Here is a 14,257-nt window from a genome sequence, read left to right on the forward strand (position 1 = left end):
AGTCGCGCACCGTGCCTTCGAACTACGGGTGCAATCGTAGCTGTTCCCGAAAGAACTCACTGACCTGGGCCTGGGTTTGGGGGTGCATGAGGGTCACGATGTGGCCCTGCTTGGCGATCTCGGTCAAGTTGACCGAGACGCCTGCTGCGGCCAAGGCCTCGGCAAAACGGCGGCTATTGGTGATCGGGACAATCATGTCGGTTTCGCCATGGATCAGTTGGATCGGCGGGTCAGCTGCCGAGACATGCGCGATCGGGGACGCGGCGGCGTAGAGCTCAGGGAACTGTCGCCGGGATCCTCGGAGAAAGTACGACAACGAATCATTGTCCAGCGGCAAGTTTTGGAAATCGCAGGGCGGGCCACCCGCACACACTGCCGCTATCTTGGGCAGACGCGCCCAACGGGGATCCATGAGCGACCACCGACTCGCCTCGGCTTGCTCCTGGCGGGACTCGTCGGCCAGTACACCGACAAGTGCTGAAAGATGCCCGCCAGCAGAATAGCCGAACAGGCCGATCCGCTGCGGGTCGATGGCGAGGTCAGCGGCGTGGTCGCTGAGGTACACAAGAGCTTCGCGAACATCATCGACTTGCGCCGGAAACTTCGCATGGGGGGCCAGGCGATAGTTGATGTTCAAAACGCAGATCCCCATTTGGGAGAGCTGCTGGGCGTAGCCACTGATCGTCCATTTACTGCCCGCTAGCCAACCGCCACCGTGAACCACGACGATCGCTGGCCGCAGTTTGCCGACGACCCGGACCGGAGGTTCGCTCGGGGCAGTCGCAGCGGCAGTTCCAGCCTGCTCCACCTTATCGATGGAGTCACCTGGCAGGACAGGAACGTAGAGATCCGCTAAGCCCGCGCTGCCCGATTGCAGTTCAGGAGAAGCACTAAAACGCAGGTTCTCGAACGTTTCGACCACCTGGGGCGAGGTTGCCTCAGCCCAAAGTGGGGCGGAGGCGAACAAGGCCGCGACGGCAATCGGGAACAATCGGGGCAGATGGGCAATCACGTCGCTCAAGCTCAGTTGGCTCGCGCCAAATTCTGAGCTCGCAGTCCCTCAATGTACTGCTGGGTGATGTTGAGGACCTCTTGGTTGTAGAAGGTGTCGTGGAAGACCTCTTCAGTGCCCAGTTGTGCCTCGATCTCCTTTTCTTGCTCATCTTTCTGAGCCTTCATTTCGGCCCGTCGCTGCATGAACTTTTCCTCATTGAGCGAAATCGTCTGCAGGTCCTTTTGGTCCACGTACAAACCGATTCGCCGCATCAATTCCGTGAATTCCTCGTCTTCAGAAATCCGTTTCTGGGAACTGACTCGCAGTGCGTTGACGAGATCTGCCGGCACCATTCGGTAGAGATCGTGCGGTGCTGGTGTGATCTTGTCGTTGGCGAGTGCGTACTCGAGATCGCCTTCGGCGACAGGCATCTTTGCGATCACGCTTGGCAGAACGATGTCCGCCGCGACGCCATCGAGCTGAGTGCTTTCGCCGTCGGGCAGGTAGAACTGCTGCAGGGTGACCTTCAGAGCGCCATAGTTGGCACGCCGGATCCGGAACAGTGACTGGCCGATATCCATCAGCGTTTGCACGGTGCCTTTGCCGTGGGTTTGTGGATCACCGACGATGATGCCGCGGTGGTAATCCTTGATCGCACCGGCGAGAATCTCGCTGGCACTTGCACTGAGCTTGCTCGTCAGTACGACGAGTGGCCCATCCCAAACGGTACCGGGATGATCGTCGTCATACTTCTGTACCGATCCGTTGGAGTCTTTGACTTGCACAACCGGTCCTTGATCAATGAACAGTCCCGTCAGGCTGATCGCTTCGGTCAGTGAACCACCACCATTGCGGCTCAGGTCGAGGACCACGCCAGCCACATTTTGTTGTTTAAAGTCTTCGAGGATCTTGGCGACGTCTCGGGTGCTACTGCGGTAGTCCGGATCGTTTCGCCGTGCACCTTCCATGTCCATGTAGAAGCTAGGCAGGTTCAGGTACCCGATCTTGAGCATACCGGGTTGGCCGGGCACCTCGTGCTCGATGACTTTGCCACGCGCCGCGGAGTCTTTTAGTTCGATATGAGCGCGAACGATCTCCATGATCTCAGTGTTCCCACTGCCGCCGGGACGAACGCCCAAACGCACCGTGGAACCAGCTTTGCCGCGGATCAGCTTGACCACGTCTTTGAGCGGCATTTCGATGATGTCGACCATCTCGCCGTCTTTGCCCTGGCCCACCGAAACGATCGAGTCATCGGGTTTGAGTTTGCCGTGCAGATCAGCGGCACCGCCAGGAATGATCGCTTTGACCTGGGTCGTGCCGTCTTTCTCGCCGAGCGATGCGCCGATCCCGTCGAGGTTGAGAGCCATGCTGATGTTGAAATCATCGAGCGTGGCGGGCGACATGTAAGTGGAATGGGGATCGTAGCTATTGGTGACCGAGGTCAAAAACATTTCCAGGATGTCGTCGCTGCTGGTCGAACGCCAGCGTTTGGCGTAGCGGTCGTAACGACGCAACAATTGATCGCGGGCTTCCTGGCCGACAACGGGCTCGTCGGAATCCTTCAAATCGAGCAGCGATAACTTCAGCTGCCGCCGCCAGCGGTCGGTGGCTTCCTCGGCATTGTGAGCATATTGGGCCGCATCCCGATCCACGATCACCTCTTCGTCGATCGTGAAATCGAAGTCGCTCTCGAGAAGCTCGTGGATCTTCGCCACGCGTTGATCGACCCGCTGGGTAAACCGCTCGAAGATGTAGTACGCCAGGTCAAGGTTGCCGGCCCGCACGTGGTCGTCGACGACGGCCGAATAGCGATTGAACTGGTCAATATCGCTCTGCAGAAAGTAGAGCTTGAGTGGATCGAGTGTTTGGATATACAGGTCGAGGGCGCGGGCGCTGAGTGCGTCATCGAGATCCTTGCCCGAGACGTGCTCGCTCGGCATCAGCCGGGCGATCAGCCGCGACACGACGCTGTCCTGGGGGGCGGGTTTAGGCAGTTGGGCAGGCGCGGCCTGCTGCTCCGCCGCGGGCGGGGCGGACTGCGTGCCGCTTTGGATGGGAACCGGGTTGACCGCAGGCTGTTGGCCGGCGGGGACCGCGTTTCGCAGTTGGTCGGTGTCCTGAGCGTGGAGTGGCGAGAGCAGACCGGAGAAACCCGTGAGGAGGCCCAGCGTCACTGCTGCGAACCGAGGGGGATGCGAACCGAGGCGTTGCGACATAAGAGTTCTGCGTGGGGGAAAGTGATCGCGATCTCCGACATCGATCCCCGTTTAGCAGGCTGCTGACGGAGCGATTCGATGCCTACGAGCACGAGTACGGAGGAGAGAATACCAGGGGATAGTAGGAAAGGATGGAAAGTCAGGCAACCGCGATTTTCCATCTTCTTACTCTACGCGGCCGAGCCGATCCGGTTCGGATGGTAGCGATTGTTCGGGAATTGTCGAATGTTGGGGGCAGGTTGTGCCGATAACTCTGCTTGAAGCGGTTCTGCTGACATCGGCGGGGGCGTACTCAGGCAAGTCATTGTTTCAGGAATGCAGGGATGAACACTCACTCACAACTCGCCTCGATACCGACGAGATTTTCGGTGACCTCACTGCGGTCCATCGTCGCCGCCGGGATGCTCGTCATCCTCTCGCCCGCGATGGTTTTCGCAGCTCCGCCGACACCCGAGGACGATATCGATTACGCCGCGAGCGGATTTCGTTTACCTCCTGGGGTCCACCCCGGGGACTGGGCCACGGCGGCCCGCGTCAGTGCTGCCGGCGGGATCAACTACGCCAGCCAGCCAGCGATCAGCGGCCCCATGATGGGTGGCCCCATGGCGGGCGGCCCGACGATGGGCGGCCCAATGATGGGCAGCCCCATGATGGGCGGCCCGATGGCGGGCCCCATGATGGGCAACACGCCCCTCTCACAGAAAATTCCGACATCGTTCCCGTCGGGACCGATCCCCGGCATGCCGGCGGGCGGTCAAGCGGGGATGCCGGTTTCGACTGGGCTGCCAGGGCCGATCGGCACGGCTGCTTACCAGTCGGCGATGCAAAATCCCTACGGGCAGGTCATGCCCGTCGGCCACCAGGGAGGTCTGCTGGAGTATTCAGGCAACTACGGTCCCGCGTGTGATTCATGTGGCGACGGTGGCTGCGGTTGCGACGGTGGCTACGCCGGTGGCTATGCTGGGCCCTACGCAGGACCCATGTATGCAGAGGGCGCCTGTGGTTGTGGTGCGGGGTACGGCAGCGGATGTAGCTGTGCGGGCCCCGGCGGTTTCCAGGGGATCCTGCCCGCGATCATGGGGAGTTGCCACGCCTGCAACGGACAAGGCTGCGGCGTTTGCAGCTCACGGCTCTACCAGAGCGGATGTCTAGGACGGGGCGGAATGCTCGGCGACTGGTGCAGCGGCAAGTGCATGCAGGGCGACATGGGCATCCTGCTGGGAACGATCTACGGCGGAACAGTCGGCTGCATCGACGCCCTGCGACCTTACAGCGAAGCGGGTAAATGTGCCCAGCGTTGGTACGATCTGTCGGTCGAGGGTTTGTTCCTCGGCAATAACTTCTCGCAAGGCAACACGGTATTGACCACTCGGGGCATTGATGGGCCAACCGTGATGAGCCTTGACGATGTGCGAGCTAGCGATCTCGAAGCCGGTGTGCGGGTTTCGGGGGCGTTGATCCTGGGAGTCGGTGGAAACGTGGAGGCGACCTACATGGGTGGCCAAGAATGGAATAACAGTGCTCAAGTCGTCTCGGACGATCCCAACAACCCCGACCTGTACTCCTACATTTCGGACTTCGGAACGTTCCCCATCGGGGGATACGATGATACTGACCGCTCGATCATCCAACAGGCCTACACCCAGTCGCGGTTCCACAGCGGTGAAGTCAACTATCGCCGTCGTGCCGTCGGCCCGGGCTGCCGCTTCCAAGGATCGTGGTTGTTTGGAGCTCGCTACATCCGCTTGGATAACGATTTCGGATACAGCACGATCGGTACGTTCAACGACGGAACCGGCGGATTCGGCGGCGGTAGCAACGACCAACTGCGGTACTACGACTCCGTCAACAACACCAAGAACAATCTCTTCATGGGCCAAATCGGCTATGACGTGTGGTGGAACATGGTTCCTGGTATCCAGCTCGGCCTGGGCATGAAGGGGGGCTGGGGGCAAAACGATTGGGAACGCGGCACCTCGGTGTACGCCAACTCCATCGGCCCCGGAGCCACTGCTGGCTCGGCGGAAATTAGCGACCGGGACCGCCGCGGGAGCGTCATGGGCGAGTTTGAGACCAAACTGGTCTACCGCTTGTCCCACTCCTGGTCGTTCCGGACCTCGTATCACTTGCTCGCAGTCAGCGACATCGTCGACACGGTTCCCTCAGCAGATTACGTCCGCTCGTCGCTGACCACTCTTGGTGGCGGCGGTGCGGTCACGACACCACCGCCTGCCGGCTTCAGCGATGTGGTTCTGCAAGGTTTCACTGTCGGTGCGGAATACATGTGGTAGTCAGTCGTCGGGTCACCACGCTCCGCCGGAGCGTGGTCTCGACTGGTCGACGGGTACGAAGGAACCGAGAAACGATCTACACTGCGGTTTCACCATACTGCGGTCCCGTCATCCGTTCCTGTAACCCCCGGCCGATATCTCTCCATGATCTCTCGCAAACCCATTTTCCCCGGTGTCATCGAGCTGAATTTTCAGGCGGGTGAGGTACTCGGTTGCAATCTGTACCTCATCTACGACCAAGACGAATGGGTTTTGATCGACGTTGGGTACGAAGAAACGGTTGACGATTATATCCAGATCATCCGCGATTTGGATTTCCCTCTGTCCCGTTGCCAGACATTGATCGCGACCCACGCGGACGTCGATCATATTCAAGGACTTGCCAAGGCCAAGCAAGCGTTCAAAACCACCGTGACGGCACACCCCAACGCGGTCGAGCCTTTGCAGAGCGGGGACACGCTGAAGACCCTGGCATTGATCGAAGCCCAGGACCTGCGTTTGGAGATGCCGCCGGTCCAAGTCGATCACTTGGTCAATGACGGTGATGTGATACGCGTCGGCAAGCTCGAGGTGGAGGTTTGGCACACGCCAGGCCATACCGACAGCCAGTTGGCATTCCGTTTGGGCGATGTGCTGTTCTCGGGCGACAATGTCTATCGCGATGGCTGCATCGGTGCCATCGACGCCCACCATGGCAGCGATATCAAGGCCTTTCTCCGCTCACTTCGGCGTATCCGTGATAGCGACGTTCGCTGGCTCGCCCCGAGTCACGGACCGATCTTTGCCAAGGATGACGTCATGCTTGACAAGGTGATCGAGCGAGTCGAAGGCTACCTGCACATGGCCGATTTCGGCACTCTGGCAGAGGATTGGCCACTGATGGACCAATGGGACGCCGAAGTCGCTCAAGGCATCCTGCCCGATGGCTTCCAATTGCCTGGCTAAGGAGCACGCGTCGGAGATCGACCAGGCTTTCCGCCTGTCGCGAACACCACGACCGCGCTGAGATTCATTATGCTCAAGGGTGTGTGCCCCCCAGAATTCTGGGCAACCCATCATTTAACCCTGTGAGCCTCTCATGATCCGACCACTCAGCACAGACCATTTGTTGTCCCGATTCCCCGCTCTCAAGCCATCGTCGCTTGCATTTTGCGCCCTGCTCGCCACCGGACAGGTCATGTTACCGTCCGGGGCCCACGCCGATGAGGGTGACACTCAGACGGCCGCAGCGGAAGCAGACTCCGCCGAAGAGGAACCGACCGAAGAAGCCGCAGCGATCGAAGTTCCCGATGGCGATGCGGACGAATTGTTTGCCTTCGCAGCCGAGACGATGCAGAATCGCGGGGGCAACATGAAGTCAGTCCGCCGCGCCGCTCGCGGGGTCGTCGACACGGCGGCAAAAATCCGCACTCTCGATGACGTGACCGTGCCCCAGCGGCTCAAAGCAGTTTCGCTGCAGCTAAACGCTCTGCAATTTCTTTCCGGCCAAGACAAAGAGCTGACTGCCGAACTCGATGCACTGCGTGAGTCAATCGCCAACAGCGAGCATCCCGCCATCCGCAACCTCGCCGTCATGGAGAAACTTCAATCGCAGGTCCGTGACGTGGCCTCGATGGAAGAAGAAGAACAGCAGGGCCTTGTCGACCGCATTCATGCCATGGCCGATGAAGGCAGCCTGAACTCCCAGCTCTATTCACTCGCCTCGCAGCTCGCCGGTCGCCTCGGTTCCGATGATCAAACCGAGATGGCGGTCAGTCTTCTCAACGGACTCGCCGAGCGGATGGAGGAATCCGATGATGAACAATTGCAGTCGCTGGCCGAACGGGCCCGAGGGACTGCCCGACGATTGAATCTGATGGGCAATTCCATGACGCTCACCGGTACCACCGGGAGCGGTGAGGAGTTTGATTGGTCGGACTATCGAGGACAGGTGGTCCTCGTCGATTTCTGGGCGTCCTGGTGCGGCCCCTGTCGTGGCGAAATCCCCAACATGAAGCGCAACCTTGCCGCCTATGGTGACGATTTCGCGATCGTTGGGATCAACATGGACAACACCCCTGAGGCGATGCAGAAGTATCTCGACCAAGAGGATATCAGCTGGGTTAACATCGTCGGTGACGAGGAGTCCGGTGCTGGCTGGAACCATCCGATGGCGAGACACTACGGCGTCTCAGGCATCCCGACAGCCATCCTCGTCGACCGGGAAGGTAAAGTGATCTCGCTCTCTGCCCGCGGGGCGCGGTTGGACCAATCTCTCGAAGAATTGCTCGGGCCTCCCCCTGAAGTTGAAGAGCCCGCCGATACGGAAGCTGGCGATGACGAGGCCGCCGCTGAAGAAGCTGCCCCTGAGTCCGAGTAAACCGTCTTGGCAGTGACGTAGTTTGCCGAGAACAACGAGCGGAACGCTGCACCGCAGCGTTCCGCCCGCACAGGTTTAGTAACGCGGGAGTAGTAAGTGTCCTATTGGACGAAGCAACGAGCTGCTCAATACCCAGAAGTATCCTCTCAGGGATTAAAGAGAATAGCCGTAGGTCAGCGCAGCGCCACCGACGGTGTCTCTTTCTAAAACGCCTTCGGCTTAGGAAAACTTGTGGGGCTCAACCGCCACCGACTAGAGTCACCACTTCGACACGGTCACCCTCGGCGACCATGTATTCACCGTGTTGCTCGCGCGGCACGACCTCTTCGTTGATCTCGACGGCCAAGTAATTCTTGGGCACGTCAACTTGCTCAATCAGCTCACTGATTGACATTGAATGATCGACTTCGGTAGTCGTGCCGTTGACGGTGATCGTAATCATGAGGCTTCGTCAAAAGCGGCGTCGAATGCCACGTTGGATGGCGAGAAATCGAGCTTCTTCGTAAACTCGCAGGCTTCACGAGCACCGAAGGTGCGTTCCATGCCCGAATCCTCCCACTCGATCGACAGCGGGCCAGCGTACTCGATGACGTTGAGCGCTCGAATGATCTCTTCAAAGTTCACGCCACCGCGTCCGGGGCTGCGGAAGTCCCAGCCTCGCCGCGGATCGCCGAAGTTCAGGTGGCTGCAGTTGATGCCAGTCTTACCATCGAGTGTGACGATCGCGTCTTTGATGTGCACGTGGTAGATGCGATCGGGGAAGGCGCGAATGAATTCAACGGGATCGATCCCCTGCCAAATCAAGTGGCTGGGGTCGAAGTTAAAACCGAATTCAGGCCGATGATCGAGTGCTTCGAGCGCACGCTGTGCGGTGTAGATATCGAAGGCGATCTCGGTGGGGTGGACTTCCAGGGCAAAGCGGACACCGCACTGACCGAAGACATCCAGGATCGGATTGAACCGCTCGGCGAGCAGGTCAAACCCAGCATCGAGCGTTTTTTCCGGGACGGGCGGGAATGAGTAAAGCAGGTGCCAGATGCTGCTGCCGGTGAATCCGTTGACAACATCGACGCCGAATTTCTGGGCCGCGCGGGCGGAATTGGCCAGCTCCTCGGCCGCACGAGCGTTGACCCCAGCGGGGTCGCCGTCGCCCCAAACATGCTCGGGAAGAATGGCTTTGTGCCGCTCGTCGATGATGTCGAGCACGCCCTGGCCCGCCAAGTGAGCGCTGATGGCGTGGCACTGCAAGTTGTGTTTGGCCAGCAACGCGTGTTTCTTGTCGCAGTAGTCGTCTTCGGCAAGCGCTCGGCTGACTTCGAAGTGATCGCCCCAACAGGCCAGTTCGATACCGTCGAAACCGAAGTCGGCTGTCATCGCAGCGAGTTCTTCAATCGGCAGATCGGCCCATTGGCCGGTAAACAGGGTGACGGGACGGGGCATGAAAGACTCCGGTGGGTGAGGTGACAATGGACAGTGGCCCCAGGATAACGGAGACCCCCGCCCCGTTGTAGCACCCCCTGAGGCGACGTCCCAAAGACGCCTTGGGGCATCAAGTCGACGGGAATTGCAGATTTCCGATAGCCCCGGGAGCTTCAGTTGATCTGGACCGGATTGGTGGCTTGTTTGATCTTGGCCCGCATCAGATCCGTCGGCGCGTCCTTGCCGGTGAACAACCGGAATTGGTAGGCAGCTTGGCGGACGAACATATCCACGCCTGTGATCAAGCGAGCCCCGGCTTGCTTGGCGTACTTGATCAGCACCGTGTTCTCGGGATTGTAGACGGTGTCAAAGACGACCATGTATTCGTTGATGGACGTCATGTTATACGGAGACACGTCCACGTCCGGGTGCATTCCGACCGGGGTGCCGTTCACCAATAGGTGCGCTTTGACTTCATGGCGTTGGTCCCACGCGATGCTCTGGCAACCGATTTCATGAGCCAACAACTGGCTGCGTTCTTCGGTGCGTGAGGACACATAGACATCGCACTTGCGTTGCCGCAGCCCCCAAGCGATGGCTCGTGACACTCCGCCGGCGCCAAGGATGAGTGCGACCTTGCCCTGCATCGAGTTCTCCTGGCCACGTTCGATCTCGAAGGTTTCTTCGATGCAGTCCATCGCTGCGCGGTAATCGGTGTTGTAACCGAGTCGCTCTTCGCCATTGAAGATCATCGTGTTGATGGCCCCGATCCCCGTTGCGCTCGCTTCGGCCTGGGTGCAGTAATCCAACGCCGCTTCCTTGTGGGGGATCGTGATACTGATGCCCTCGATGCCGATGCTATGGCAACCGTTCATGAACGTCTGCAGGTCATCTTTGGGGACTCGCAGTGGCAGGTAGCGAGCATTGATCTCCGAATCGACGAACGCTGCATTGTGAATCAGCGGGCTGTGACTGTGTCCCACCGGATCCGCAATCACCCCAAACAATGCCGTGTCAGGCTTGATCGATTCATAGTGGTAGGTGTTGTTCATCTCCTTCCAATTGATCTGCCCCGGAGCGAGTTTCTTGTCGGCGCTGAAGGTGGCGTAGGTGAAGGGGGATCCGACCCGATTGGAGAGGATCCGGGTGATCATGCCCATCTCGCCCATGCAAATCCCGATCGTGGGGATGTCGGATTGTTCGACCAGCCGAATCATCCGGATGTTGTCCGAGAATGTGTTGGCCATGGTGGCGATCTTGACGATGTCCGCATCCTCCTCAGCCATCGCTGCGTGAATGTCCTCGAGTTCGTCGGGCGTGCCGCTGAAGTCGTGGTAGCTGATGATTCGTTTGGTGGAGCCATAACGTGGGATTTGGGCGGCCACGTCAGCCTCGATGTCGACGTACTCGACACCCGTGGCGATCGCGCTGCGGAGCAGCATCAGGCGTTCCTGTTCGGACTTTTCCCAGCGTCCCCCGTCTTCCTTTCGCCGCGCCGTCAGCACGACCGGGCCAGGCCGGTCGCCCACGAGCCGCTTGAGGTTGACCGCCCGGGAAATATAGTCCAGACGCAATTCCACCAATTGAGCTCCCTGCTCAACCAAGAACTGGTGTTCGGCGATCATTCTTTTATGACGGGCACGGCCAAGACTGACACAAATCATTCAAAAAACTCAATAACATTGGGGGAGGCCCCCGCCTGGCGGGGCAAAACCTGATGCGAAACAGCTTATATTAGTCGGGCTGATTTTGACCAGGAGGTCTTCGCCGCTGAACAATCCCGGCCGCCGCTGCCGTAGGGAACATCCCACTGCTGCCGTTCGGAGTGAGCCGTCCGGCGCGTGCCCGCTCGGGGCGAGATGCCTCGCCCCCCATCGCTCGGGTGGGCCGCGGCTCTGGTAGTCATCGGTTCTGGTAGTCATTCAAAACGGAAATGGAAACATGCAGATTGGAAAGACGAACCGCTCGGCCCCCGTCACCGCGGGGCTGTTGCTGGGGGCGTGCTTGTTCGCCACGGTCGCCCCAGCGCAGTCGCCCCCCGCCGCGAACCTTCCTACCTGGACGATGGCACGCGCTGATAGCGGATCGAGCGGCGCGATCGGGCGGAACCTGCCGAGCCAGCTAACATTGCTTTGGGAGGCCGAAACTGCCGAAGCGATCGAATCGACGCCCGTCAGCGACGGTGTCAACGTGTACGTCGCCGATGTCATGGGAGGCGTCGAAGCACTCGATCTCGCTTCGGGTGAGTCGCGTTGGCGGCGCGAATTCGAGACAGGGTTCGAGGCGTCGCCCGGGCTTTTCTTACCCGAATCGATTGACGCCAACGCCGCCGAGTCGACTGCCCAGATTCCAGTGATCGAAGCGGCCAGCGGTAACCCAGCAGAGGATTCTGCCGCGGCAGACGCGGCCGTCCGGGCGATCCTCGTCGTCAGCGATGTCTATGGAAATATTGTGGCGCTCGACCCCTCGACCGGGGAGTCAGTTTGGAAATACGCGACCGAGGGGCAAATTAGCGCCGCTCCCACGTTTTTCGCCGTGCCCCGAGGGGATGCCTACGAAGTGCGGGTGCTGCAATCGAGCCAGGACGGAAACTTGTACTGTTTATCGGCTGCCGACGGAGCCTTGGTATGGAAATATGAGACGGGGGACCAGATCCGTTGTTCCGCTTCGATCGCTGCTGGGAAAACATTTCTAGGCGGCTGCGACGGCCAATTGCATGTGATCGACCTCGCGACGGGCGAGCCTGCCCGCGAACCCTTGCCGCTAGGCGGCCCCACTGGCAGCACGCCTGCGGTCAGCGGCGATGAAGTGTTTTTACCGGTTATGGCTGGCACGCTGTTTGCGTTCCATCCCTCCACAGGCGACGTTCGCTGGGAGTTCGAAGATCCCGATCGACCCGATGAATTCCGCAGCAGCGTCGCCATCGGAGCCGACCGGATCGTCGTTTCGAGTCAAAACAAGCACGTCGATGCGATCGAGCGAGCGTCGGGCGAGCGGATTTGGCGAAAAACACTCCGCCGGCGTGCCGATGCCTCGCCGCTGATCGCCGGTGATGATGTTTGGATCGCATCGACCGCCGGATTGCTGTTAAGATTGTCTCTTGCCGATGGCGATGAGAAATGGTCGTTTGAGTCGCGAGGCAAATTCATGGCAGCTCCTGCTGTCGTCGGCGATCGCTTGATCATTGCTGATGACGACGGCGTTGTCCGCTGTTTCGGGCCGTCGTAGTCGCCGATTCAGTGGCGGGTGATCGACAGTTGGATTGTCTTTGTGAAGTGTTCGGGGCTGGCTGCTGATAGCTCAGGCTTGTTTGACGGGCATGACGAACGCTGACGCCGAACATTATTAGAACAATCGTCCCGCGTGCGGCTATTCGCTGACACGACCGGCATCACTATCCCACCTGACCCTACCTCACCACCCTGGAACTCCCTGCCATGACGAGCACATCGAGCGACGACAAGACCGAAGTAGGCAGTGTCTTTATCTCTAATTACCCACCGTTTAGCCAATGGAACGCGGAGGCCCTCGACGACGTTCGCGGCGCGATGGAGTCCCCGCCCGCCAACGACAACCCGCTCGGGCTGTACCTGCACATCCCATTCTGTCGCAAGCGTTGCAAGTTCTGTTACTTCAAAGTGTTCACGGACGTCAAAGCACCCGATGTGCAGCGTTATGTGGACGCCTTGTGCAACGAGATCTCCATGGTCAGCAAATTGCCGGTGATGGGCGAGCGGCCGTTTCGATTCGTTTACTTTGGCGGCGGGACACCGAGTTTTCTGTCTCCGAAACAGCTCACCAAGCTCGCCGATCGCCTGCATGAGCACATCACCTGGGATGGAGCGGAGGAAGTTACCTTTGAGTGCGAGCCAGGAACGCTCAGCGAGACGAAGGTCAAGACGCTTAGAGAGAAGCTCGGTGTGACCCGCATCAGCCTCGGTATCGAGAACTTCAACGATACTTTGCTCGAAGAGAACGGCAGAGCACACCTTTCCAAGCAAGTCTATGCGGCATGGGAGTGGATCGAGGCGGCGCAGTTCCCCAATGTAAACATTGACCTGATTGCTGGAATGGTCGGCGAGACCTGGGACAACTGGCGCGACAACATTCGCCGCACGATCGAGATGTCTCCCGAAAGCGTCACGATCTACCAGATGGAGCTGCCGTTTAACACAATCTACAGCAAAGACATGCTCGGCAATCAAACCGAGAGCCCCGTGGCGCCGTGGCAAACCAAACGCGACTGGGTCGATTTCGCTTTCGATGAGATGATCGCCGCGGGATACAAGGTCAGCAGCGGTTACACGCTCGTCAAAGACACAGGCAAAGTAAACTTTTCCTACCGCGACAATTTGTGGCGGGGCGCCGACCTGATCGCCACCGGCATCGCCAGCTTCGGGCACGTCCGCGGTGTGCACTATCAGAACTTGCCCCACATGCCGGCGTATCTCGAGACGGTGGAAGCAGGAAACCTGCCGCTGGGCCGGGGCTACGTCCCCACCCCGCACCAAACCCTGATCCGCGAAATGATTCTGTTGCTTAAGCGGGGCTTTCTCGAACGCGACTATTTCCGAGACAAGTTCGACACCGACATCGTCGCGGACTGGTCCGACGTTTGGACCGGCTACATCGAACAGGGGCTCGTCGAAATTGACGAGCGTGAAATTCGCTTGACGCGGGAAGGTTTGCTCCGTGTCGATTCGCTCCTCTCGGCATTTTTCGAGCCCGAGCACCAGAACGTTCGCTACACCTGATCGATTTGGGCGTCGTTGCCGCGTCGCGGCCACCGGGCCGATTCCGCGGATTCGATTTCGGGGGGCGTGGCCGATTGCCGCATCGTCCGCCGGGCGTGCTCGGCGCGGCTGGATTGGCCAGGTTTGAGCGATCGCGGCCGAGGCGGTCGATTATGACAGTGGGGCAGACTACATGCCTTGTTGAAAACGTGGTTGAGTGAGTAAAGTAGGCCCTTCCAGAA

The 14,257-nt window shown here is 59.5% G+C and carries 10 protein-coding genes; 5 read left to right on the forward strand and 5 right to left on the reverse strand.

Annotation, left to right across the window (positions count from 1 at the left end; translation table 11 throughout):
- Nucleotides 1–22 precede the first annotated feature (22 nt).
- Nucleotides 23–1,012, reverse strand: a complete 990-nt coding sequence (locus CA85_RS11095) for an alpha/beta hydrolase (protein WP_246112708.1) — start codon at nt 1,010–1,012, stop codon at nt 23–25.
- 11 nt (nt 1,013–1,023) lie between these two features.
- Complete coding sequence (locus tag CA85_RS11100) at nt 1,024–3,213, reverse strand: carboxy terminal-processing peptidase (protein WP_246112688.1); 2,190 nt, start codon at nt 3,211–3,213, stop codon at nt 1,024–1,026.
- A 323-nt stretch (nt 3,214–3,536) separates the two neighbouring features.
- Between CA85_RS11100 and CA85_RS24865 the strand changes: the two genes are divergently transcribed.
- The 3 genes from CA85_RS24865 to CA85_RS11115 all read left to right on the forward strand — a co-directional run bounded on the left by CA85_RS24865 (nt 3,537) and on the right by CA85_RS11115 (nt 7,863).
- Nucleotides 3,537–5,504, forward strand: coding sequence for a hypothetical protein (locus tag CA85_RS24865; protein ID WP_186774872.1), 1,968 nt, complete (start codon nt 3,537–3,539; stop codon nt 5,502–5,504).
- A gap of 144 nt (nt 5,505–5,648) precedes the next feature.
- Complete coding sequence (locus tag CA85_RS11110) at nt 5,649–6,449, forward strand: MBL fold metallo-hydrolase (protein ID WP_146391373.1); 801 nt, start codon at nt 5,649–5,651, stop codon at nt 6,447–6,449.
- Nucleotides 6,450–6,582: 133 nt separating this feature from the next.
- Complete coding sequence (locus tag CA85_RS11115; RefSeq protein WP_146391374.1) at nt 6,583–7,863, forward strand: TlpA disulfide reductase family protein; 1,281 nt, start codon at nt 6,583–6,585, stop codon at nt 7,861–7,863.
- A 238-nt stretch (nt 7,864–8,101) separates the two neighbouring features.
- Here CA85_RS11115 and thiS read toward each other — a convergent pair whose 3' ends face one another.
- From thiS to aroE, 3 genes are all read right to left on the reverse strand, one after another.
- Nucleotides 8,102–8,305: a sulfur carrier protein ThiS gene (gene thiS, locus CA85_RS11120; RefSeq protein ID WP_146391375.1), complete on the reverse strand. Its 204-nt coding sequence runs from the start codon at nt 8,303–8,305 to the stop codon at nt 8,102–8,104.
- Nucleotides 8,302–9,303, reverse strand: a complete 1,002-nt coding sequence (locus CA85_RS11125; RefSeq protein ID WP_146391376.1) for a sugar phosphate isomerase/epimerase family protein — start codon at nt 9,301–9,303, stop codon at nt 8,302–8,304. The genes thiS and CA85_RS11125 overlap by 4 nt, the downstream gene beginning before the upstream one ends.
- 152 nt (nt 9,304–9,455) lie before the next feature.
- Nucleotides 9,456–10,946 carry a shikimate dehydrogenase gene (aroE, locus tag CA85_RS11130; protein WP_146391377.1) on the reverse strand — a complete coding sequence of 497 codons (1,491 nt, stop codon included), beginning with the start codon at nt 10,944–10,946 and terminating at the stop codon, nt 9,456–9,458.
- Between the two features lie 277 nt (nt 10,947–11,223).
- Between aroE and CA85_RS11135 the strand changes: the two genes are divergently transcribed.
- Nucleotides 11,224–12,510, forward strand: coding sequence for an outer membrane protein assembly factor BamB family protein (locus tag CA85_RS11135; protein ID WP_146391378.1), 1,287 nt, complete (start codon nt 11,224–11,226; stop codon nt 12,508–12,510).
- Between the two features lie 209 nt (nt 12,511–12,719).
- Nucleotides 12,720–14,036, forward strand: a complete 1,317-nt coding sequence (locus tag CA85_RS11140; RefSeq protein ID WP_146391379.1) for a coproporphyrinogen-III oxidase family protein — start codon at nt 12,720–12,722, stop codon at nt 14,034–14,036.
- Nucleotides 14,037–14,257: the final 221 nt, after the last annotated feature.

The organism is Allorhodopirellula solitaria (assembly GCF_007859855.1).
Taxonomy (GTDB): domain Bacteria; phylum Planctomycetota; class Planctomycetia; order Pirellulales; family Pirellulaceae; genus Rhodopirellula; species Rhodopirellula solitaria.

Excerpts from the sequence above, each read along its gene's own strand:
- CA85_RS11100 (WP_246112688.1), bottom strand. The coding sequence starts at position 3,213 with ATGTCGCAACGCCTCGGTTCGCATCCCCCTCGGTTCGCAGCAGTGACG.
- CA85_RS11110 (WP_146391373.1), top strand. The coding sequence starts at position 5,649 with ATGATCTCTCGCAAACCCATTTTCCCCGGTGTCATCGAGCTGAATTTT.
- thiS (WP_146391375.1), bottom strand. The coding sequence starts at position 8,305 with ATGATTACGATCACCGTCAACGGCACGACTACCGAAGTCGATCATTCA.
- CA85_RS11125 (WP_146391376.1), bottom strand. The coding sequence starts at position 9,303 with ATGCCCCGTCCCGTCACCCTGTTTACCGGCCAATGGGCCGATCTGCCG.
- CA85_RS24865 (WP_186774872.1), top strand. The coding sequence starts at position 3,537 with ATGAACACTCACTCACAACTCGCCTCGATACCGACGAGATTTTCGGTG.
- aroE (WP_146391377.1), bottom strand. The coding sequence starts at position 10,946 with ATGATTTGTGTCAGTCTTGGCCGTGCCCGTCATAAAAGAATGATCGCC.
- CA85_RS11140 (WP_146391379.1), top strand. The coding sequence starts at position 12,720 with ATGACGAGCACATCGAGCGACGACAAGACCGAAGTAGGCAGTGTCTTT.
- CA85_RS11135 (WP_146391378.1), top strand. The coding sequence starts at position 11,224 with ATGCAGATTGGAAAGACGAACCGCTCGGCCCCCGTCACCGCGGGGCTG.
- CA85_RS11115 (WP_146391374.1), top strand. The coding sequence starts at position 6,583 with ATGATCCGACCACTCAGCACAGACCATTTGTTGTCCCGATTCCCCGCT.